This window comes from Streptomyces sp. NBC_00466 (assembly GCF_041433995.1).
GTDB lineage: Bacteria > Actinomycetota > Actinomycetes > Streptomycetales > Streptomycetaceae > Streptomyces.
Genome location: NZ_CP107896.1, coordinates 4,031,573 through 4,053,733, shown reverse-complemented (window position 1 = coordinate 4,053,733; position 22,161 = coordinate 4,031,573). Strand labels below are relative to the sequence as shown.

19 protein-coding genes are annotated in these 22,161 nt (G+C 70.6%); 3 read left to right on the top strand and 16 right to left on the bottom strand.

The window, feature by feature from the left end; translation table 11 throughout:
- Positions 1-16 precede the first annotated feature (16 nt).
- Genes sufU through OG210_RS18190 form a run of 3 tightly spaced genes read right to left on the bottom strand, consistent with a single transcriptional unit; the run spans position 17 to position 2,638 of the window.
- Positions 17-484, bottom strand: a complete 468-nt coding sequence (gene sufU / locus OG210_RS18200) for a Fe-S cluster assembly sulfur transfer protein SufU (protein ID WP_328327682.1) — start codon at positions 482-484, stop codon at positions 17-19.
- Position 485: 1 nt separating this feature from the next.
- On the bottom strand, positions 486-1,796 hold the full coding sequence (locus OG210_RS18195) for a cysteine desulfurase (RefSeq protein WP_328327684.1): 1,311 nt from the start codon (positions 1,794-1,796) through the stop codon (positions 486-488).
- Positions 1,793-2,638: a hypothetical protein gene (locus tag OG210_RS18190; RefSeq protein ID WP_328327686.1), complete on the bottom strand. Its 846-nt coding sequence runs from the start codon at positions 2,636-2,638 to the stop codon at positions 1,793-1,795. Before OG210_RS18190 ends, OG210_RS18195 begins: the two co-directional genes overlap by 4 nt.
- A 241-nt stretch (positions 2,639-2,879) precedes the next feature.
- On the opposite strand from OG210_RS18190, the gene OG210_RS18185 reads away from it, so the two are divergent.
- Positions 2,880-3,479 carry an HD domain-containing protein gene (locus OG210_RS18185; protein ID WP_328327688.1) on the top strand — a complete coding sequence of 200 codons (600 nt, stop codon included), beginning with the start codon at positions 2,880-2,882 and terminating at the stop codon, positions 3,477-3,479.
- A 133-nt stretch (positions 3,480-3,612) separates the two neighbouring features.
- On the opposite strand, the gene rox is transcribed toward OG210_RS18185, so the two are convergent.
- The 7 genes from rox to OG210_RS18150 all read right to left on the bottom strand — a co-directional run bounded on the left by rox (position 3,613) and on the right by OG210_RS18150 (position 11,669).
- Positions 3,613-5,079 carry a rifampin monooxygenase gene (rox, locus tag OG210_RS18180; RefSeq protein WP_328327690.1) on the bottom strand — a complete coding sequence of 489 codons (1,467 nt, stop codon included), beginning with the start codon at positions 5,077-5,079 and terminating at the stop codon, positions 3,613-3,615.
- 232 nt (positions 5,080-5,311) lie between these two features.
- Positions 5,312-7,906: a bifunctional FO biosynthesis protein CofGH gene (locus OG210_RS18175; RefSeq protein ID WP_328327692.1), complete on the bottom strand. Its 2,595-nt coding sequence runs from the start codon at positions 7,904-7,906 to the stop codon at positions 5,312-5,314.
- A 319-nt stretch (positions 7,907-8,225) separates the two neighbouring features.
- Entirely contained in the window at positions 8,226-9,224 is a 999-nt protein-coding gene (locus tag OG210_RS18170; RefSeq protein ID WP_371537689.1) for an ATP-dependent DNA ligase, read from the bottom strand.
- A 102-nt stretch (positions 9,225-9,326) separates the two neighbouring features.
- A complete protein-coding gene (locus OG210_RS18165) occupies positions 9,327-9,542 on the bottom strand; it encodes a hypothetical protein (protein WP_328327696.1) in 216 nt (71 codons plus the stop codon).
- A 97-nt stretch (positions 9,543-9,639) separates the two neighbouring features.
- A complete protein-coding gene (locus OG210_RS18160) occupies positions 9,640-10,290 on the bottom strand; it encodes a TetR/AcrR family transcriptional regulator (RefSeq protein WP_328327699.1) in 651 nt (216 codons plus the stop codon).
- A 184-nt stretch (positions 10,291-10,474) separates the two neighbouring features.
- A complete protein-coding gene (locus OG210_RS18155; RefSeq protein WP_328327701.1) occupies positions 10,475-10,741 on the bottom strand; it encodes a hypothetical protein in 267 nt (88 codons plus the stop codon).
- A 94-nt stretch (positions 10,742-10,835) separates the two neighbouring features.
- Positions 10,836-11,669 carry an LLM class F420-dependent oxidoreductase gene (locus tag OG210_RS18150; protein ID WP_328327703.1) on the bottom strand — a complete coding sequence of 278 codons (834 nt, stop codon included), beginning with the start codon at positions 11,667-11,669 and terminating at the stop codon, positions 10,836-10,838.
- A gap of 208 nt (positions 11,670-11,877) precedes the next feature.
- Between OG210_RS18150 and OG210_RS18145 the strand changes: the two genes are divergently transcribed.
- Entirely contained in the window at positions 11,878-13,434 is a 1,557-nt protein-coding gene (locus tag OG210_RS18145) for a CehA/McbA family metallohydrolase (protein WP_371537685.1), read from the top strand.
- A 73-nt stretch (positions 13,435-13,507) separates the two neighbouring features.
- Here the strand turns inward: OG210_RS18145 and OG210_RS18140 are convergent, their stop codons facing one another.
- Complete coding sequence (locus OG210_RS18140) at positions 13,508-14,050, bottom strand: hypothetical protein (protein WP_371537682.1); 543 nt, start codon at positions 14,048-14,050, stop codon at positions 13,508-13,510.
- 347 nt (positions 14,051-14,397) lie between these two features.
- Between OG210_RS18140 and OG210_RS18135 the strand changes: the two genes are divergently transcribed.
- Positions 14,398-15,519 carry an XRE family transcriptional regulator gene (locus OG210_RS18135; protein WP_371537679.1) on the top strand — a complete coding sequence of 374 codons (1,122 nt, stop codon included), beginning with the start codon at positions 14,398-14,400 and terminating at the stop codon, positions 15,517-15,519.
- 44 nt (positions 15,520-15,563) lie between these two features.
- On the opposite strand, the gene OG210_RS18130 is transcribed toward OG210_RS18135, so the two are convergent.
- The 5 genes from OG210_RS18130 to OG210_RS18110 all read right to left on the bottom strand — a co-directional run bounded on the left by OG210_RS18130 (position 15,564) and on the right by OG210_RS18110 (position 22,104).
- Positions 15,564-17,027, bottom strand: coding sequence for an aldehyde dehydrogenase family protein (locus OG210_RS18130; RefSeq protein WP_371537676.1), 1,464 nt, complete (start codon positions 17,025-17,027; stop codon positions 15,564-15,566).
- A gap of 20 nt (positions 17,028-17,047) precedes the next feature.
- Complete coding sequence (locus OG210_RS18125; protein ID WP_371537673.1) at positions 17,048-18,787, bottom strand: amidohydrolase family protein; 1,740 nt, start codon at positions 18,785-18,787, stop codon at positions 17,048-17,050.
- Between the two features lie 207 nt (positions 18,788-18,994).
- Complete coding sequence (locus OG210_RS18120; protein ID WP_328327715.1) at positions 18,995-20,119, bottom strand: LLM class flavin-dependent oxidoreductase; 1,125 nt, start codon at positions 20,117-20,119, stop codon at positions 18,995-18,997.
- Between the two features lie 160 nt (positions 20,120-20,279).
- Positions 20,280-21,062, bottom strand: a complete 783-nt coding sequence (locus OG210_RS18115; RefSeq protein WP_328327717.1) for a glucose 1-dehydrogenase — start codon at positions 21,060-21,062, stop codon at positions 20,280-20,282.
- 94 nt (positions 21,063-21,156) lie between these two features.
- Entirely contained in the window at positions 21,157-22,104 is a 948-nt protein-coding gene (locus tag OG210_RS18110; protein WP_371537669.1) for a TIGR03619 family F420-dependent LLM class oxidoreductase, read from the bottom strand.
- Positions 22,105-22,161: the final 57 nt, after the last annotated feature.

The window sequence follows — 22,161 nt, the reverse complement described above, 5'->3', positions numbered from 1 at the left end:
CGGCGCTGAGCCTTCCTCAGACGCCGTCCGGGCCGCCGAGCCGGCTCACGGGCAGCGCCTTCCGTAGTGCCGTCCAGGACAGCAGCGCGCATTTGATCCGCGCCGGGTGCTGGGACACGTCACGGAAGGCGGCCGCATCGGCCAGCTGCGGCGGCCAGGCGTCCTGTTCCTGTGCCCGTCCACGCAGCAGAGTCGCGAACTGCGTGTGCAGTTCGGCTGCTTCCCGCACACCACGGCCGATGACCAGATCCGTCATCACCGAGACCGACGCCTGGCTGATCGAGCAGCCCTGCACTTCGTAGGAGACGTCGTCGATGGCGGCGCCGTCCCCTTCCCCTGTCAGGCTGACGCGCAGGGTCAGATCGTCCCCGCACATCGGGTTGAACTGCCTGACCTCCAGGTCGTACGGCTCCCGGAGCCCGCTGTGGTGCGGAGCCCGGTAGTGGGCGAGGATGATCGCCTGGTCTTCTTTCGTCAGGCGCACGTCACAGCCCCCCGACCGTCACCGCGCCCGGCGCACCGGCCCCGAAGAGCGACTGCGCCTCCCTGACCCCATCGGCCAGCGTCTCGATGTCCGCGAGCCCGTTGTAGAGGTAGAAGCTGGCGCGCACACTGGCCGGAACGCCCAGCCTGCGGTGGAGCGGCCAGGCGCAGTGGTGGCCGACCCGGACGGCCACGCCTCGCGCGTCCAGGACCTGGCCGACATCGTGCGGGTGTACGCCCTCGACGGTGAAGGACACCGCGCTGCCACGATCGGTCAGCGCGGTGGGGCCGAGTACACGTACGCCTTCCATACCGCCCAGGGTGGCGAGCGCGGCTCCGGTGAGCTCGTGCTCGTGGGCGGCGATGCGGTCCATGCCCACGGCTGTCAGGTAACGCACCGCTGCGGCCAGCCCGACCGCCTGGGAGGCCATCGGGACACCGGGCTCGAACCGCTGGGGCGGCGGAGCGTAGGTGGACCCCGTCATCTCGACGATCTCGATCATCGAACCGCCGGTGAGGAACGGCGGCATGGACTCCAGCAGTCCACGCCGTCCGTACAGGACACCGATTCCGAACGGCCCGAGCATCTTGTGCCCGCTGAAGACCGCGAAGTCGACTCCGTAGTCGTGGAAGTCGACTCCGATGTGCGGTACGGACTGGCAGGCGTCCAGCAGGGTGAGCGCGCCCACCTCCGCGGCCCTGGCGGCGATCCGCCGCACCGGATTGACCGTGCCGAGCACATTCGACTGGTGGGAGAAGGCGACCAGCCGGGTGCGCGCCGTCACCACGTCGTCCAGGTCGGACAGGTCGAGCCGGCCGTCGTCGGTGACCCGGAGCCAGCGCAGCGTCGCGCCGGTGCGTCGGCACAACTCCTGCCAGGGGACCAGGTTGGCGTGGTGTTCCATCTCGGTCACCACGATTTCGTCGCCCGGCCCGACCCGGAACCGCGCGGACTCGTCGCCCGACGTGGTGGCGTTGCTCATCGCGTACGCGACGAGGTTGATGCCCTCGGTGGCGTTCTTGGTGAACACCACTTCTCCAGGGTCCGCGCCGATGAAGTCCGCGACCTGGGTGCGCGCTTGCTCGTAGGCCGCGGTCGCCTCCTCGGAGAGCTGGTGCGCTCCCCGGTGCGCTGCCGCGTTCGATGTCTCCGAGAAGGTCCGCTCCGCGTCCAGCACCTGTACGGGCCGCTGGGAGGTCGCGCCGGAGTCGAGGTAGACCAGCCGCTGCCCTTCGACGCTCCGGCGCAGGATCGGGAAGTCGGAGCGGATCCGGGCCAGATCCAGCACCGGGGCCGTGTCCGTGGCCCTCATGCCGACGCACCGCCGGGGGCACCGGCAGCGAGATCTGCCAGCACCATGTTGGTGGTCTGCAGACACAGTCCACGGGCGCACACGGTGACGCTGTCGCTGTCCGCCCGGTCGGCCTCGTCGAGGAACTTCGGGTTGAAGCTCTCGATGCGCTTGGTGCGGACGCCCTCGGCGAAGTCCTCGGGCGCCGTCCAGCACAGATCCTTGTACGAGGAGGTGTGCTCCGGAATGACGGCCGGGTCCTTGAGTTCCAGGATCGCGCCGAACATCAACAGCGGCTCGTAGAGCGGCTCGACCGTCCCGGGATCTTCCGTGGGGCGGTCCGCGACATAGCTGAAGCCGGCCCCGATCATGGACATACGGCACTCACCCAGCGGCTTCTCCCGGGAGGCGGCCTCCATGGCGCTCTCGCAGCCGAGTTTGCGGGCGAGCAGGTCACCCACCAGGTACGGCAGCGCAGCTGACGGGTCGGGGACCACAGCCCCCTGCTCCGCCTCGGGAAAACGGGCCACGGTCCTCAGGTCGTCGGCCCGCAGGTCCGTGAGGTGGACCGGCGTCAGTTCCGTCGCCGAAGCCGTGACACTCTCGACGTAACATCGGGCGAATTCTAATGGCAGCATGCTGGTCGGCGTGCTGATGACATTGGGGTGGGTGGGGTTGCTTTCGGCCCTGCGCGTTCCGGTCAGCACACTGGGGCCGTTCTCAGAATTCGCCATGATCGTGACCTGGAATACCGGCTGCCACAGCGTGCCCGGCTCCAGGCATTCCTTCAGCGTCGCGGGGCCTCGCGAGCGGAACCCCGACAATGCCCCGTCAAGTTCCGACTCCGCGTAGAATTTCGCCATGAGAACTCTCCTCGTTGGTCGATGGCTATGCCAAACAGCAAACTAGAACTGTGCCTGACGCCCGGTCAACGATTACTTTTGGACAGTTTCAACCGGTTCCAGCAGCTCCTCCGGGCCAGATCGGGAGGCAATTCGCTGGCCGAAAAATGCACCCCCGAACATCGCCGATGCTAAAGTCCGCATGGCCTCGAACATCAATGTCACGAAGTATCGTGAAGTCACGAAAAAATAAGGCAGATGCATGGACGGCAACCTTCGAGAAGTATTCGACTTCATCGCCTTCACCGCCCGCCTGCGGGAAGTTGACCGGCACAACAATGCCACCTCGGCCAGGAAGGAGAGCGTGGCCGAACATTCGTGGCACCTGGCGTTGGTCAGCTGGATCCTGCACCGCGAGTTCGAAAGAGAATGCGGCCATGCCCTTGATCTGGAGAAAATGCTCAAGTTGTGCCTGATGCACGACCTCGTGGAAATCGACGCGGGTGACCCGTCGGCCTGGCTGGCCCAGCACAACACGGACAAGGCCCGGATCGAGGAGGAGGTCGCCCAGCGCCGGTTCGCACCACTCCCGGCCGGGCTCGGCACCGAGTTCCTCGCCCTGTGGCACGAGTACGAGGAAGGGCAGACGCCCGAGGCCCGGATCGTACGCGGGGTGGACCGGCTCAACCCCGCGCTGATGCGGTTCCTGACCGGTCAGGGCTGGCAGGACGTCGGCGCCGACGCGGAGGCACTGGACCGGCTCCAACTGCCGCGCATCCAGGTGAGCGAGACCCTCACCGCCCTCTACCAGGAGATCAGGGACGCGGCAGTGGCCCAGGGGATGCTCACTCCGGCGTCCTGACCTTCACCCCGCAGGACCGCCTTCGTGGGGTTCGCCCCAGGCGCTGAACACCACAGCCACACACACGCGTTGACGGCCGCGGAGGCCCGGGGCCGTCAACGCGCCAGTGGCCGGAGGCACTTCCGCCGCCCGCTCAGCCGGCCGCGGCGCCGAACCACTTCGGCAGTGCGCCGATCAGCTCCTGCTGGTCCTCGCCGGCCCAGGCCACATGGCCGTCCGGCCGCAGCAGCACCGCGGGGGCGTCCAGTTCCTCGCTGACGTCGGCGATGTGGTCGACCCGGTCCGCCCAGCCCTCCACCGAGAGCCGGCCGGTCTGGTCGAGCAGCAGGCCACGGCCCGCGTGCGTCAGCCCGTACAGGTGGCCGCGCTTCAACTGCACGTCGCGCAGGCGGCGTCCGAGCAGTTCGTGGCCCTCGCCGAAGTCGTAGCGGATCGCCGTCGCGATGAGCTTCTCGGTCAGGAGCCGGTTGACGTCGTCGAAGTCCATCAGTTCCGACACCAGTCGGCGTACCGCGCGGGCGCCCGGCTCGGTGGACATCAGCTCCATCTGGGCGCGGGTGTTGTCCAGTACGTCGGCGGCCACCGGGCGCCGCTCGGCCTGGTAGCTGTCGAGCAACCCGTCGGGCGCCCAGCCGTTGACCGCGGCGGCCAGTTTCCAGCCGAGGTTGAACGCGTCCTGGATGCCGAGGTTGAGGCCCTGCCCGCCGGTCGGCGGGTGGATGTGCGCCGCGTCCCCGGCCAGCAGCACGCGGCCGGTCCGGAAGCGATCGGCCAGCCGGGTGGCGTCGCCGAAGCGGGAGAGCCAGCGCGGTGAGTGCGCGCCGAAGTCGGTGCCCGCGGTGGCCCGCAGCTGCTGCTTGAACTCGTCGAGAGTCGGCGGGGTGCGGTCCTCGGCCAGCCCGTCGGCGGGTACGACGACGCGGTACACCCCGTCCCCGACAGGCCCCAGCCCGAACCGGAACTGGGTCTTGCGGACCTCGGCCATCACCGTGTCCACCGTCTCCTGCGGAGCGGTCACCTCCATCTCGCCGAGCAGTGTCTCGACCCTGCTGGGCTCACCGGGGAAGCCGATGCCGAGCAGTTTGCGCACCGTGCTGCGGCCGCCGTCACAGCCCACCACGTAGCGCGCACGCAGCTGTGAACCGTCGCCCAGCCCGACGGTCACGCCACCCCCGTCACCGTCACCGCCCCCATCACCGCCCCCGTCCCCGTCCCCGGACTGGCTCAGCGTGACCACCTCGCAGCCCCGCCGGATCTCGGCGCCGAGCTCGGTGGCGTGCTCGGCCAGCAGGCGGTCGGTGACAGGCTGCGGGATCCCGAGGACAAACCCGTGGGCGGTGTCCAGCCGGCTGGGCGCCGGCTTCCTGATGGCGGCGAAGAAGCCGCCGAGCGGGTACTTCTTACCCTCCGCGAGGAACCGCTCCAGCAGACCGCGCTGGTCCATCACCTCGATGCTGCGCGCGTGCAGGCCGAGCGCGCGAACGTACCTGACCGGCTCCGGCTCCTTCTCCAGCACGAGCACCTGCACGCCGTGCAGCCGCAACTCGGCGGCGAGCATCATGCCGGTCGGTCCACCACCGGCAACGATCACATCGATCATCAGAACCCCAATTCGCCCACGTTGAATTCCTCGAAGCCGGATCCCCGGTTCTGGCTTCGAGCGGCGATTCTGCGCCATGACCAGGGCCTTGCCGCAAGGCCCCCGGTGCGCTATACGTTAGAAAGGGAAAGGAGTGGGTTCTCCTCCTCCCCCACCCCTCCCGGTACCGCAGGCGCCCACGGCCAGATGCGGGCCGGGCCCGGCCCGCACTCTCTCCCCTCCAGGCCCCGCCTCAGTCCAGCACCGGCAGCAGCTCCGGCAGATGCCCGTCCGAGGCGCGGGCCGCCTGCATCCGTTCCTCCGGCACCGGCCCGTACAGCGTGTTCCGGGCGCGGGCCGGGCGGCCCGCCAGGTCCGCGATGGCGATGAGGTCCTGGATCGAGCGGTACGAACCGTAACTGGAGCCCGCCATACGGGAGATGGTCTCCTCCATCAGCGTGCCGCCCAGGTCGTTCGCACCGGAGCGCAGCATCTCGGCCGCCCCCTCCGCACCCAGTTTCACCCAGCTGGTCTGGATGTTGGGGATGTACGGGTGGAGCAGCAACCGGGCCATCGCCGTGACCGCGCGGTTGTCGCGGGCCGTCGGTCCTGGGCGGGCGATCCCGGCCAGATACACCGGAGCGTTGGTGTGGATGAAGGGCAGCGTCACGAACTCCGTGAAGCCCTCGACCCCCTTGGCCAGCGCGGTCTGCTGGATCTCCGCCAGGGTGCGGAAGTGGCCGAGCCAGTGCCTGGGCTGGTCGACATGGCCGTACATCATCGTGGACGAGGAGCGGATGCCCAGTTCGTGGGCGGTCGTGATGACCTCGGTCCAGGTGGCCGTCGGCAGCTTGCCCTTGGTGAGGACCCAGCGGACCTCGTCGTCCAGGATCTCCGCCGCCGTGCCGGGGATCGAGCCGAGTCCTGCCTCCTTCGCGGCGGTGAGCCACTCGCGGATGGACAGGCCGGTGCGGGTCGCGCCGTTCACCACCTCCATCGGGGAGAACGCGTGCACATGCATCCCCGGGACGCGCTCGCGGACGGCCCGCGCGATGTCGAAGTACGCCGTGCCGGGCAGGTCCGGGTGGATGCCGCCCTGCATGCAGACCTCGACCGCGCCGACGTCCCACGCCTGGGCGGCGCGGTCGGCGACCTGGTCCAGCGAGAGCGTGTACGCGTCGGCGTCCGTGCGGCGCTGGGCGAAGGCGCAGAAGCGGCAGCCGGTGTAGCAGACATTGGTGAAGTTGATGTTCCTGGTGACGATGTACGTGACGTCGTCACCGACCACGTCCCGCCGCAGGCCGTCGGCGATCCGGGTGAGCGCGTCCAGCGCCGGGCCGTCCGCGTGCAGCAGGGCGAGCGCCTCGTCGTCGGTGAGCCGCGTCGGGTCCGCAGCCGCCTGGTCGAGGGCCTGCTTGACGTCGGTGTCGATACGGGACGGGACCATGCCGGGGGCCGCCTGCTCGCGCAGGGCGTCCCAGTCCCCGTACACCTCGTCGAAGTCGTCCCGGCGGTCGGACGTGCGGCCCTCGGTGTCGATGGTGGTGTGCAGATCGGTGCGGCCGGTGGCGGTGAAGCCCTCGTCGGGCTCCTGCCAGGGCAGCCCGGACGGCTTGGCGCCCTCGCGGGCCAGACCGGTCTCCGGGTCGGCGAGCGCCCGGACGTGCGGCACCAGCCGTGGGTCGAGCCAGGGCTCGCCGCGCTGGATGAACTCCGGGTAGATCGTGAGCCGTTCACGCAGCTGGAAGCCCGCGCCCGCGGTCCGTTCGGCCAGCTCGTCGATGTGCGGCCAGGGGCGCTCGGGGTTGACGTGGTCGGGCGTCAGCGGGGACACCCCGCCCCAGTCGTCGATCCCGGCGCCGATGAGCAGCGCGTACTCCGCGTCGACCAGGTTCGGCGGGGCCTGGATGCGGGCGGACGGGCCGAGGAGGTGCCGGGCCACCGCGATGGCGGCGGCCAGCTCCTCCAGCTCGGCGTCGGGCATCGCGCGCATCGCCGTGTCGGGCTTGGCGCGGAAGTTCTGGACGATGACTTCCTGGATGCCGTGGTAGGAGCGGGCGACCCTGCGCAGCTCGAAGAAGGCGTCGGCGCGCTCCTCGTACGACTCGCCGATCCCGATCAGCACCCCGGTGGTGAAGGGCACGTTGGAGCGTCCGGCGTCCTCCAGGACGCGCAGCCGTACGGCGGGCTCCTTGTCGGGCGAGCCGTGGTGCGGGCCGCCCGGCTCGCTCCACAGCCGGGTCGCCGTGGTCTCCAGCATCATGCCCATCGACGGGGCGACCGGCTTGAGCCGCTGAAGGTCGGTCCAGGACATGACGCCCGGGTTGAGGTGCGGCAGCAGGCCGGTCTCCTCCAGGACCCGGATGGCCATGGCGCGTACGTAGGCCAGCGTGTCGTCGTACCCTTCGGCCTCCAGCCACTCGCGCGCCTCGGGCCAGCGCTCCTCCGGGCGGTCGCCGAGCGTGAACAGCGCTTCCTTGCAGCCGAGTTCGGCGCCCTGGCGGGCGATCTCCAGCACCTCGTCGGGCGACAGGTACATGCCGTGGCCCGCGCGCCTGAGCTTGCCGGGCACGGTCACGAATGTGCAGTAGTGGCACTTGTCCCGGCAGAGCCGGGTCAGCGGGATGAACACCTTGCGGGAGTACGTGATGACTCCGGGCCGCCCGGCCGCTTCCAGACCGGCGTCCCGCACGCGTGCCGCCGATGCGGCGAGGTCGCGCAGGTCGTCGCCGCGCGCCTGGAGGAGCACGGCAGCCTCGGCCGTGTCGAGGGCCACCCCGTCCCTGGCCCGCCTGAGCGCGCGGCGCATGGCATTTGCGGTGGGTGCTGCGGGCTGCGGATCAGTCATGGACCGAGCATACGAGCGCGATTTCGCACTGTCTGCGGCGCCCGGCAAGCGATGACGTGCTGTTACGCCCGGTAACGCGCGGCGGACCCGGGCGGGGGGCCTGACCGCCCGGCCCCCAACTCCGCACGTGCTCCCGATAATTCGGGTGATCAGCCGCAGGCGGCCCAGGTACGGTGAGGGCACTTCATGCACCTCCCGGTGCGCGGGCCGTGGTTACTTCATCAAGGAAAATACCTTCGGGCATGCGGGCTCGATACCCGCGGAACCACAGCCGACTTGATCTCGGGGGGCACAGCATCGGGGGTGCCCGGACCTTCAGCTACTCCCCCGGCTGCTCCCCGGCGATCCCCCGCACCCCCTTCCACGAAGGCTGCCGGAGGATCCCGTCGCGGGTCAGCTCCGCGTACCGCACCTCGCCCTCCAGGAGGGGCAGCACCCAGTGGACCCCGGCCAATTGCTGGGGCGGGGGCTGGGGCTGGGGTGCACCTGCCCCCGAATCCCCGGAAGCCCCGGGTGCCTCGAAAGGGGAGGTGTCGGCGGCGGCGGCCGTGAGGAGCGGCAGCAGGAAGCGCCGTTGGTCGGTGGACAGGCCGGAGCCGACGGAGCCGGCGTAGCGCAGTCCTCCGGGCCCGGGTATGCCGACGAGCAGGGAGCGGGGCTCACCGCGGGTGTCGGCCAGCCAGCCGCCGATCACGACGTCGGCCGACGGGCGGAACTTCACCTTGATCCAGTCCGGCGACCGGCGGCCGGGCTGGTAGCGGGAGGTCAGGCGCTTGAGGATGACGCCTTCCAGCTGCCGGTCACGGGTCCAGCGGATCCCGGCCGACGGGTCGTCGAGCCACGCGGGCGGTACGACGACCGTGCCGTCGCCGGGGAGGTCGAGGCTCTCCAGCAGCCGGCGGCGTTCCAGGTACGGGAGGCCGGTCACCGTCGTGCCATGGTGCACCAGGACGTCGAAGAGCATGAGGGTGACGGGGGTCTGTACGCGTGCGGCCCTGATCCGCGCCGGTTCTGCGAGCGTCATCCGCTGCTGGAGCCTGCTGAAGGACGGCAGACCCGCCGGATCCAGGGCAACGACCTCCCCGTCCAGGACCAGGGGCGCGTCAGCCACGAGCCCGGCCGGCGAGGTGAGTTCCGGGTATCGGGCGGTGGCGTCCGCGCCCGACCGGGCCCGCACCGCCATCTCACCGCGCGCGCCGATGTGTGCGATGAGGCGCATTCCGTCCCACTTGACCTCCGCCGCCCAGCCGCCGAGGTCGCTGGGCGCCGGGACCTCGCTGGCCAGCATCGGAGCGAGCCTGCCCGGCTGATCAGCCACTGCGGATCCCGGCAGCACGGCGCGTACCGGCCCGGGCGCGGATCTCCCGGGCGCGCATCCCCCGGTCGCGGATGGCCCGGGCGCGGATCACCAGGGCGCGGGTCACCCGGGCGCCGGCCACAGGTCGGGACCGCCGCCGTGCCACTCGATGAGCGACGTGGTCGGGATCTCTGCTTCGTCGACGCCTTCCAGCCCGGCCCCGCGCAGCAGCTCGGCGACATCCCGCCGGCTGTGGGCCACTCCGAGGGTCTCCGTACCGGCTCGCACGCGACGTCCGCCTGACGGGTCCGGCGGGTAGACAATGACCGGCATCTTCATAGCTCCAGCGTGCTCCCGCTCCGCCGTTCCGGCACCCCGGGAGACCGGTGTCCGCCCTGGCGTCCGCCCTGGGCTCCTCGCCGGGGGCGTGGCACCGTCAGTGCTGCGCCAGCAGGTCGTGCAGTTCGGCGGCGAAGAGCTGCCCGGGGTCGATTCCCATCCCGGTGAAGTGGCCGGCGAGTTCCAGGGACAGGACGCCGTGCAGCCGGGTCCAGACGGTCAGGGCCCGGTGGAGGGCCGCCGGCGGGGCGGGGTGGCCGTGCGCCCACTCCCGGTGGTCTTCGAGGTGGGTCTCGAACGGTGTCGGCGGGTGGTCGGAGGGCAGCGCGGCGCAGGCGTCGAGCAGAGCGGCCATGATCTCGGAGGCGATGGCGGTGATGTCGTCGGGCGCGTGGTAGCCGGGGACGGGGGTGCCGTACACGAGGAAGTAGCGGTGCGGGTCGTCCAGGGCCCAGGCGCGCATCGCATGCGCCGCCGCGGCGAGGTCGGGCCCGGACCCGGAAGCGGCACGGACGGCGTCCGCGAGGCTCCGGTACGCCTCCCTGATCAACTCGGTGATCAGCTCGTCGCGCCCGGCGAAGTACCGGTAGAGCGCGGGTCCGCTCATGCCCATCTGCTTGGCGATCGCGTTGAGCGAGAGCGCGGAGGTCCCCGCCGAGGCGATCTGCTCCCACGCGTGCTGCTTGATCTCCGCGCGGACCTGGGCGCGGTAGCGCTCGCGCGGGGTCGTCGGGTCCGGTACCGCCACCGACCTGCCACCTCTCGTACCTTTTCGCGCCTTTACGGCTACGGCCGTACGGCCGCACGGCTGGTTAGAGGCTATCAGGAAGGTTATCCATGCTCTCGAAGGAAATCGGCAGAGCCAGGCACGGCTCGGCAGGACTCGACAGAACTCGGCAGAAGCGGCTCGGACGCCCTCATGAGAAACAGCTTCAGACGCCCTCGAACTTCATCGACACAGCGCCCTCGGGCGTCCGGCGGCAGACCGAGACCGTGCCCCAGACCTCGCCCTTCGGCTCCTGCAGGAGCGTGAGCGGCACCGGCTCCGCGGGGAGATCCAGGTCGTCGTCGGAGACGATCTGCGTGCGCAGGACGCCCGAGCAGCCGTGCGCGGAGAAGGCGAGCGTGGCCGCCACAGGCAGGACGTGACTGTGGACGACCAGGACCGCCTGGCCGTTGTACTTCGGTTCCTGGAGCACACCAACCAGCTTCCGCCCGGCCGCCCGCCACCGCACGTCGGGGAGCCCGCCGCCCCCGTCCCCGTACGCGCGCCCGGCACGGAGGAGAAGGCGCTCAGGCGTCCAGATACGGCGCGTACTCGTCCAGCACCTTCAGTACCGACGCCTCGTCCGCTGACGGCAGTTGGAGTACGGCCTCCTGGATGCCCAGCTCCGCGTAGTGCGCCAGTTTGCCGGGGGTCGGCAGCACCGCGTACGGGACGACGTGGAGCGCCGCCGGATCGCGGCCCGCGTCCTGCCAGACCTGGCGCAGTACCGGCATCGACTCACCGAGCCCCCGGCCCCCGATCGGCATCCAGCCGTCCGCGTACTCCGTGATGTGCCCGAAGAGCTTCGGCCCGGCAGCCCCGCCGATCAGGGTGCGTACGCTGCCGCCCCGCGGTTTCGGATGGGCCTCGCTGGCCCGCACCGAGCCGAACTCACCCTCGTACGACGTGGGTTCGGCCGCCCAGAGGGCGCGCATCAGCGCCATCCGGTCCCGGCCCAGCTCGCGGCGGCGGGTCCACTCCACCCCGTGGTCGGCGGCCTCCTCCTTGTTCCAGCCGAAGCCGAGACCGAGCGTGAAGCGGCTGCCCGAGAGATGGTCGAGGGTCGCGATCTGCTTGGCCAGGTCGATCGGGTCGTGCTGGGCGATGAGTGTGATGCCCGTGCCCAGGGTCAGGGTGTCCGTCACCGCTGCGGCCTGCCCGAGCGCGACGAAGGGGTCGAGCGTCCTGCTGTACTCGGCGGGCAGTTCACCTCCCATCGGGTACGGCGTGGCCCGCTCGACCGGGATGTGCGTGTGCTCGGGCAGATACAGCCCGGCGAACCCGCGCTGCTCCAGCTCCCGTGCCAGCCGTACAGGGGTGACGGTCCGGTCGGTCAGAAAGATCGTGGTGCTCAGCCGCATGACATCCGCCCTCATTCGCTTTCATTCGCCTTCAGGTATCCGTGCCGTTATCCGTGCCGTGGCCGGAGGTTATGACGTACGGGGCGAAAATCCGAGCGCCGTGTCACGGTCTCCGTCCCGCCCTCTTCCCTTCTCGCCCGGTTCACGGCTGAATACCAGGGTTCAGTTGCCCCCCCTTGTGTCCCCCACGACCCCTGGAGCCGTTGGCATGAACCCTGGAGACCCGACCCCCGGCGAGCTGGGCCGGCGCGGACTGCTGGTGACGGGAGCGGCCGCCGCGCTTACGTTGGGAAGCGTGAGCTTCGCGAACGCGGCGGACGGCGGTGGCGGCGCACCGCAGGACAGCCCCCCGGGCGGCACGGCACCGGCAGGAGGCACGCCACCGGACCGGACGAGGACCGTGCAGGGCACTCTGCCGCCGGGCTCACCGGACTACGTCTATCTGCCGGTGGACGTTCCGGAAGGGGTCTGCGAGCTGGCGGTCTCGTACACGTACGAGAAGCCGGTCGTGCCCGCGGGAACCCAGGGCAACGCCCTGGACATCGGCATCTTCGACGAGCGCGGTACCGACCTGGGCGGGGCGGGGTTCCGCGGCTGGTCGGGCGGCGCGCGCAGCGAGTTCTTCATCCGCGGCGACACGGCGACCCCCGGCTATCTGCCGGGCCCGGTCCGCGCGGGACGGTGGAACATCGCGCTCGGCCCGTACACCACGGCCCCCGACGGACTCCCGTACACCGTCACCATCACCCTACGCTTCGGGCCGACGCCCGGGACGCCGAAGCCGGTGTATCCGCCGGTACGCGCGAAGGGGCGCGGGCGCGCCTGGTACCGGGGCGACTGCCACATCCACTCCGTGCACTCGGACGGCAAGCGCACCCCGGCCGAGATCGCCGCGCTGGCCCGGGCGGCGGGGCTGGACTTCATCAACACCAGTGAGCACAACACGAGTTCCGGGCACCGCGCGTGGGACGGGCTGTGGGGCGACGACCTGCTCATCCTGACCGGCGAGGAGATCACCACGCGCAACGGCCATGTGCTGGGCATCTCCACCGACCACGGCACCTGGGTCGACTGGCGCTACCGCGCCCGGGACAACCGCTTCGGCCACTACGCCCGCGAGATCCGCCGCACGGGCGGCCTGGTCGTCCCGGCCCACCCGCACGCGACCTGCATCGGCTGCAACTGGAAGTTCGGCTTCGGCGAGGCGGACGCGGTGGAGGTGTGGAACGGGCCCTACACCCTGGACGACGAGGTGTCCGTGGCGGACTGGGACAACACCCTGGTCAGCGGCGCGGGCTGGACCCCGGCGATGGGCAACAGCGACGCGCACAAGGACCCGGACCGGATCGGTACCCCGCAGACGGTCGTACTGGCCGACGACCTCAGCAGGGCCGCCATCCTGGCGGGCATCCGGGCGGGCCACTCGTACATCACCGAGTCCTCGGCCATCTCGCTCACCTTCGGCGCCACGGGCGGCCGCGCGGCCCACGCGGGCATCGGCGACCGCCTCCGGGTGGCCGCCGACACCCCGGTGACCGTCCGCCTCGATGTCACCGGCGCCCCCGGCTGCACGGCGAACTTCGTCACCGACCAGGGCACGCTGTACACGGCGTCCCTGCCCAAGTCGGGCGCGGGCACGGTGGAATGGCAGACGACACCGGCGTACGCCGCCTATGTACGCGCGGAGGTCCGGCACGCTCCGGCGGCGGCCGGGCTGCCGGGGGCGCTGGCCGCGCTGACCAATCCGGTGTTCCTGGGGAGGTGAAGGGTGCGGGGGCCGCCTTCCCCCCGGGAAGGAGGAGAGTCGGGTTCCTGAAGCCCCGGCCTTCCGGGCCGCCTCATGGCGCAGCCTCCATCACCGCGCGTGCGCGCCGGGCGAACTTCTCCCGGCTCACCTCCACCGCGTCCACCGCGCGTTCGAGGCCGGTGCGGTACCCGTCGTCCGGTAACTCCCCCTGGAGCACCCGCTCCAGGTACGTCCGCAGGGACCGCACGTCCGACCACACGTTCACGGCCTCCATGGCCACGGCCTCCGGCCCCATGAGGTCGAGCCGTGCCTGGGCCTTGTAGAGGGTGTGTACCGCGGTACCGAGTTCCTCGACGGTCTCGCTCAGCGCGGGGGGCGGAGGCGGGGCGTCCCGGACCGCGGCCGGTACGCCGTCCTGGTGGGCGATGCGGTGCAGTACGGCGTCGACCGGCTCCGCGGCCTCCATGAAGGCGAGGTACACCTCGCGGCGTTCGCTCCTCAGCTCCCGGCCGTGATCGGCCGTTCCCTGGTCGCGCGCCAGACGCCGGGCCGCCGTGGACGTCAGCCACGCGGTGCACAGAGTGCCGAGTACGCCCACCCCGGCCCCCGCGAGGGCTGCCCATCCCTGGTCCATGCGTCCATCCTTCTGCGGCGGGCCGCCGCGCGGGGCCATTTCCGCGGATCCGGCGGTCTCCCGGCGTGTGTCCGGCGGTCTCTCGGCGCGTGGCCGGCGGAACGAACACGGCTCACTGAGCAGGAGGATGAACGAGGCCACGCGGAGTGCCGGACCACACGCCTAGACTCGGAGGAGTCGCCCGCGCGTCACCCCGGGGGGCGATCACGGGCCATGGCTTGGAGGGCGAGCAGGTGACCGCGACCTCATCACACCCGTCGGGCGATCCGGCGGATGATCCGGCAGAGCGGTTCGCCTCCGAGTTGCGGGCCCTCCGCCACTCGGCAGGTGGCCCGACCTACCGTCAGATGTCCGCACGTACGGGACAGCCGTCCAGCGCCTTGTCCGCGGCCGTGCAGGGCGGGCAACTGCCGTCCCTGGATGTCGCTCTGGCCTACGCCGAAGCTTGCGACGGGGACCGCGCGGAGTGGGAACGGCGGTGGCGAGCGGCGAGGGCCGAGGTCGTCACCACACCGGCACCGGCACCGACGCCGGGGCGGCGGTGGGTGGTCGTTGCCGCTGCCGGCGTCGGCGCGCTCGCGTTGGTGGTCTCCGGAGCCGTACTCGCGAATCGGCCGGGGCACAAGCCGCCGCCCTCGGGCGTTGCCGCGGCCTCCCGCTTCTTCGCCGATGACGACGTCTTCAATCAGCGGCATCGGCACCATCAACTCGACTCAGCATCAGCAGAGTTGGTCAACGATCTGCTCGCCCCGGGCCCGGTGCAGTTGTCAACCGGCACTGCCGGCTTTCCGGTGTACTGGGCCACCTCCAGCACCCCGACCTACGAGGTCACCCCGCGCGAGCACGTCGGCAGCTGGGGGCCCGACCCGTTCAAAGGCATCGGCTTCCCCTGGGACGCGTCGTGGAAGGCGCCGAAGCGCGAATGGACGGTGGTGATCGCACCGAACGGGCGGGCCGTGGAGTGTTTAGGGATCAAGGTGCGGGCCGGCAGGCCGAGTTGTGAGTGGGGAGCCGTGTCCGACAGCCGCCACGGGTCCGTCGTCGAGACGGGCCAGGCCACTGGCAGCGGCCTGTCCCGGCTCGCGGGAATGATCACCCGCGAGGACTGGAAGGCCGGCCGTATCGATCACGCCCTGAGCTTCGGCGCACCTGACAACGACGGCCGGTACGTCTTCCCGGCGGTGGGCAGCGACGGCCGGGAGAAAGGCCGTTGGCGCGAGGGGCAGTTCATCTGGCTCGACCCCGCGTACGACATCGACGCCGACACCACGCTCAAGCCGTACGAGCAGACGATCGCGAAGGCGCTGCAGGAGTACGGCGCTTTCGACGTCAAGAACGCCGAAGCGTTCAGCTTCATGTCCGAGTACGGATCGAAGCCGCCGGGCGACACCACTGGCACCTACGCACCCCTCACCGACATCAAGTTCGCGAAGTACCTGCGGGTCGGGACGGTCTCGGCCGGGTCGTAGGCGGCTCAGGAGGCGAGCGCCGCCAGGACGATCAGTACGAGTACTCATCCCGGCCAGACGATCGACTGCATTTCGCTGTACGCGTGCAGGGCGTACGAGCCGACGTCCCGGCCCACTCCGCTCTGCTTGAAGCCCCCGAACGGCGCCTCCATGTTCCGGCCGATGGTGTTCACCCCCACCCCGCCGGCCCGCAGTTGCGCCGCCACCCGGAACGCCCGTGCCACGTCGCCGGACCAGACGTAGTCGAGCAGGCCGTAGTCGCTGTCGTTGGCCAGGGCTACGCCCTCCTCCTCGTCGTCGAAGGGGACCACCACGACGACCGGGCCGAAGATCTCCTCGCGGACGACGCGCATGTCGTTGGTGCAGTCGGCCAGCAGCGTGGGCGCGGTGTAGAAACCCTTCTCGAACGACGGCCGTTCGCCGCCCGCGACCACCGTCGCGCCCTCCTTGCGGCCGAGTTCCACGTACGACTCGATCCGGTCCCGGTGGGCCGCCGAGATCACCGGTCCGACCACCGTGCCCCGCTCGCCCGGGTCACCCACCTTCAAGTGCCCCAGGTAGGCGGCCAGTTGGGAGACCAGACGGTCATGGATCCCGCGCTGGGCCAGTACCCGGGTGGGCGCCGTGCAGATCTGGCCGCTGTAGAAGGAGAAGGTCGTGCCGATCCCGGACACCGCCGATTCCAGGTCCGCGTCGTCGAAGACCAGTGCCGCGCCCTTGCCGCCCAGCTCCATCAGCTGCCGTTTCATGCCACGGCCGCAGACCTCGCCGATGCGCCTGCCGACCACCGTGGAGCCGGTGAAGCTGACCATGTCGACGTCCGGTGAGTCGACGGCCGCCTCGCCCACCTCCGTACCCGTCCCGCTCACCACGTTCACCACCCCGCGCGGCACGCCCGCCTCGGCCAGCGCCTCCGCCATCCGGAAGACGGAAAGGGGGTCCTGCGGGGCGGGTTTGACCACCACGGTGTTGCCCATGGCGAGCGCGGGCGCGATCTTGCCCGCCGGGTTGGCCCAGGGGTTGTTGTACGAGGTGATGCAGGTGACCACGCCCACCGGCCGGCGGGCGGCGAGCGCCCCGAAGACGCCCGCCCTGCCCATCGGGCCCGCCTCGTTGATCTGCGGCGGCAGGCCCTGCTCGACCGGTTCCAGAGCGCCCTTCGCATAGCGCCGGAAACGTGCCACCCCCACACCGACCTGCATACCGCGCGCGGTCCCCGTGGTGGCGCCGCTCTCCGCCTGGGCGAGCGCCGCGTACGGCAGGAACTCCCGCTGCATGATGTCGGCGGCCCGGCCGAGGATCGCGGAGCGCTCCTCCGGCGCCGTCCGCGACCAGCCCGCGAAGGCCGCGCGGGCGGCGGCGGCCGCCGCGTACACCTGCTCGCGGCTCGCTTCGGGTGCGGGCCCCACGCTCTCCTCGGTGGCCGGGTTGATCACGTCGTAGTGCCCGCCGTCCGGCGCGACCCACTCGCCGTCGATGAACAGCCCCTGGTCCTGCCGTGCGTTCACCCGCTGCTCCTGGCCTGCGTTCAACGGGTCGCCACCGTCCTGGTGTCGCGGCCGGACCGCAGCACCGTGCCCGGCACCGCGCCGGTGATCTCGTCGTCCCGGATGGTCTCGATGCCGTTGACCCGTACCGACACGATGCCGATCGCCCGTGAGTCGAGACGGGGGCTGTCGCCCGGCAGGTCGTGCACGAGCGTCGCCGGGCCCGCCGCGATCCGCTCCGGGTCGAACAGCACCAGGTCGGCGTGGAAGCCCTCCTCGATCCGGCCGCGCTCGCGCAGCCCGAAGAGCTGGGCGGGGTCGTCGGTCAGCATCTTCACCGCCGCTTCGAGGCCGACCAGCTTGCGCCCGCGCAGGCAGTCGCCGATGAAGCGCGTCGTGTACGGGGCCCCGCACATCCGGTCCAGGTGCGCGCCCGCGTCGGAGCCGCCCAGCATCACGTCCTCGTGCTCCCAGGTCTTGCGCCGCAGCTCCCAGGAGTCCGGATCGTTGTCGGTCGGCATCGGCCAGAGCACCGTGCGCAGCTCGTCGTTGGCGCAGATCTCCACCAGGCAGTGGAACGGCTCCTGTCCGCGCTCGGCCGCGATGTCCTTCACCACCCGGCCGCTGAGCCCCTCGTTGGCCTCGGAGTAGGTGTCGCCGATGACGTACCGCCCGAAGTTGGCGAGCCGCCGGAAGACGCCCGCTTCCTTGCTGCCGGCGCGCCGCAGCATCTCCGCCCGTACGTCGGGGTCGCGCAGCTTCGCGATCCGCTCGGGCACCGGGAGCCCCAGGATGTCGCCCCAGCCGGGTATCAGGTTCAGCGCGCAGAACGTGCCGAGCGACATGTTCATCGGGGTGAGGATGGGCATCGTGAGGGCGACGATCCGGGCGCCCTCCTTGCGCGCGCGGTCGCTGGCGCTGAGCTGGCGCGGTACGCGTTCGGGGACGGCGGCGTCGATGGTCAGGACGTTCCAGTTGAGCGGGCGGCCCGCTGCCGCGCTCATCCCTACGAAGAGGTCGACCTCCTCGTCGCTGAACTGGTCGAGGCAGCCGGCCACGATCGCCTCGATCTGGGTGCCCTCGTGCTCACCGACCGCCTGGGACAGGGCGAGCAGTTCGGCGGGGCCGGCGTGCCGGGAGGCGACCGGTTCGCCGTCGCCGTCGGAGTGGGTGGACGACTGGGTGGTGGAGAACCCCCAGGCGCCCGCATCCATCGCCTCGTGGAAGATCCGCAGCATCTCGGCGAGCTGTTCGGCGGTGGGCTGTCCGCCGATGGCGTCGGCGCCCATGACGTGCCGGCGCAGGGCGCAGTGGCCCACCATGAAACCGGCGTTGACGGCGGTACGGCCGTCCAGGGCGTCCAGGTACTCGGCGAAGGTCGACCAGTTCCAGGGGGCGCCCTCTTCGAGCGCGACCAGCGACATGCCCTCGACCTTGGACATCATGCGGCGGGTGTAGTCGGCGTCGTCGGGGTGGTCCGGGTTGAGCGGGGCGAGGGTGAAGCCGCAGTTGCCGCCCGCGACGGTGGTCACGCCGTGGTTCATGGACGGGGTGGCGTACGGGTCCCAGAAGAGCTGTGCGTCGTAGTGGGTGTGCGGGTCGACGAAGCCGGGTGCGAGCACGAGTCCCGTCGCGTCCTCGGTGGTCGCGGCGGGTTCGGTGACGGTGCCGGGCTTCGCGATGACGGCTATGCGGCCGGCGCGGATGCCCAGGTCTGCGACGTACGAGGGGGCACCGGTGCCGTCCACGACTGTCGCTCCGCGGATGAGGTGGTCGAGCATGTGGTCTGGTCCCTTCTCTTCTGTGTCTTCTGCGCGAGCGGGGGCGGCGGGGCGGCCGGACGGGCTCGAAAGGGCGCATGGCTCCGGCCGGTGTGTACGGGAAGGCCGCTCCCCCGTACGCACCGGCCGGAACCGGACGGCAGCCGTCCGGGATGGAGCCGCCGTCCGCCCCGAGGTGGGGGTCCGGCCTGATCCGGCCGAGAGGCCCTACGCGCCGGCCTGCCGGAAACGGGTCGTCCGGTGGACCGGGTCCGTGTCGATCTGCGGAATCACGTGCTCACCGATGAGCTTGATGGTGTTGAGCGTGTCCTCGGGCGAGATCCCGATCGGCAGCCCGAACGACAGCTGGTCCGCCCCCGCCTGCTCCCACCGCTTGCACTGCTGGAGCACCTCGCCGGGGTCACCGCAGATCATCAGCTCCTCCGCGATGAGCAGCTCGATGATCTCCTTGCTGTACTCGGGCAGCAGCTCGGGCCACTGGGGTATGCCCTCGGGCCTGGGGAACGTGTCGTGGTAGCGGAACAGCAGCGACTGGAGGTAGTTGAGGCCGCCGCTGACAGCGATCTCGACCGCCTTGTCGTGGGTCTCGGCGCAGATCGCGGTCGAGGTCACCATGACGTTGTCGTTGACGAAGGCGCCGATCGGCTCGGCCTCCTTCACCGCGTTCTTGTACGACTCGACGACCCACTCCATGTCCGAGACCTTCTGGACGCTGAACCCCAGCACCCCGAGGCCCTTCTTGCCGGCCATGGCGTACGAGGAGGGGGATCCGGCGGCGTACCACATGCCCGGGTGCGACTTCCCGTACGGCTTGGGCAGGATCTTGCGCGGCGGCAGGGACCAGTGCTTGCCCTGGAAGCCGACGTACTCGTCCTGGAGCCACATCTTGGGAAACTCGCCGATGGTCTCTTCCCAGATCTCCTTGGTGTGGTTCATGTCCGTGATGCCCGGCATGAACCCGAGGATCTCGTGGGTGCCCGCACCGCGCCCCGAGCCGAACTCGAAGCGGCCCTCCGAGAGGTGGTCCATCATGGCCACCTTCTCGGCGACCTTGACGGGGTGGTTGACCGGTGCCAGCGGGTTGAAGATGCCGGATCCGAGGTGGATGCGGTCCGTCGCGTGCGCGAGGTAGCCGAGGAACACGTCATTGGCGGAGAGGTGCGAGTACTCCTCCAGGAAGTGGTGCTCGGAGGCCCAGGCGTACTTGAAGTTGGACTTGTCCGCCTGGATGACGTACTCGGTCTCTTCCATCAGCGCCTTGTGCTCGGCCTCGGGATCGGCCTGGGCGCGCTTCTTCGGTACGTATCCCTGTACAAAGAGCCCGAATTCCAAAGGGGTTCACCGTCCCTAGGTCTCTGCCGCTTTTCTGACACATCGTCAGATCGCGGTGAAGTCGACTGTGGCACCGCACGCGGGGACCGTCAATACCTGACGGGCAGTCAGGTCCGTCCGGATGCCGGCGCGCGGGTCTGTACGTCGGAGGTGCTGCGGGTCAGAAGATGCTGACCCCGGCCAGCCAGCCGCCGTCGATGACGAACGGCTGCCCGGTGATGTACGAGGAGTCCTCGCCCGAGAGGAAGAGCGCCAGCCTGGCGACCTCCTCGGGCCTGCCCACCCGCCCCAGCGGCACCAGCTTCTTGTAGAGCTCGTCCAGGGCCGCGGACGACTCCGCCGGATCCGCGTCCGGGTCGAGCTGGGCGGGGTTGCTCATGGGGGTGTCGATGGCGCCGGGGCACATCGCGTTGACCCGGATGCCCTTTGCCGCCAGCTCCATCGCGGCCACCCTGGTCAGCCCGACGATCGCGGCCTTGGTCGCCGCGTACGAGCCGACGAACGCCATTCCGGTCAGCGCGGTGTACGAGGCGGTGTTGACGATGGTCCCGCCGCCCGCCGCCCCGATCTCCGGCGCGACCGTCCGGATGCCGAGGAAGGCGCCGACCTGGTTGACCTGCACGACCTGCTGGAACTCGTCGAGCGGGGTCGTCACCAGCTCGTTGAAGCGCAGGATCCCGGCGTTGTTGACCAGCCCGTCGATCTTGCCGAAGGTCTCCTTGGCCACCTGGACGGCGGCGTTCCAGTCCGCCTCCTGGGTCACGTCGAGCCGTACGTACGCGGCGGACTCCCCCAACTCCTTGGCGAGCGCGGATCCCTGCTCGTCCAGCACATCGCCGAGCAGAACCTTCGCCCCTTCGGCCACGAAGAGCCGCGCCTCCTGTTCGCCCTGGCCGCGTGCCGCGCCGGTGATGACGACGACCCGCCCGTCGAGCTTGCCCATACCGCTCTCCCTACTGATTGAGGTGCGGAGCAACGTCACTGCTTGAGGTGCGGACTGCTGATTGAGGTGCGGACTACTGGTGTTTGCGTACGGACTACTGGTTGAGGTGCGGAGCGACGTCGGCCGCGAAGGCCGCCATCTGGTCGGTGAGTTCGGTACGGCTCCGGCTGCGGAACCGCACCTGGATCTGGTCGACGCCCATCGCCGCGTACTCCCGCAGCGACTCGGCGATGGCGTCGGGCTTGCCGGTGAGGGTGCGGCGGCCGACCGGCCGGCCGGGCTCCCCCACGTACAGCGGCTCGGTGATGGCCCCGATCTCGATCGGGTCCGTCACCCCGGCCGCCTCCCTGAGCGCGCGCAGCCGGGCGATCTGCGCGGGCAGCCGGTCGCGCGGGTCACCCTGCGGCAGCCAGCCGTCGGCCCGTTCGGCGGCCCGGCGCACAGCCGCGGGCGATGACCCGCCCACCCAGACGGGCACCTGGTGCTGAGCCGGTCTGGGCAGCTGGGAAAGGCCGTCGAAGTCGTAGAGGTCGCCGTGGTGTTCGGGGTACTCATCGGACCCGAGTGCGGCCCGGAGAGCGTCGATGGACTCGTTCAGTACGGATCCGCGCCCCGCGAAGTCGGCCCCGACGGCCTCGAACTCCTCCGGCACGTGCCCCGCCCCTACCCCGAGGATCAGCCGCCCGCCGCTGAGGTGGTCCAGGGTCGCGTACTGCTTGGCGGTGAGCAGCGGGTGCCGCAGCCCGAGGACGGCGACATGGCTCATCAGCCGTACCCGCCGGGTGATCCCGGCCAGGAAGCCGAGGGTGGCGACCGGGTCGTACCAGACGGTGCCCATGGCCTCGGCGAGCCGCCGCGGGATGGCCACGTGGTCGCAGCCCGCGATGTACGCGAAGCCGGTGCGGTCGGCGGTGCGGGCGATCTCCGCGAGGTCGTGCGGAGTGGCGGCGGCCTCCCATGCCTCCGCGTAGATGGTGCTCTGGGACTGGATGGGCAGCTGCATCCCGTAGACGAGCTGCCCTTCGGGAAAGACCCGTGCCATGGGTACACCCCTCGTGAGTCGGTTTCTCCGGTTGCGGGCGACGACACGACCTGACTG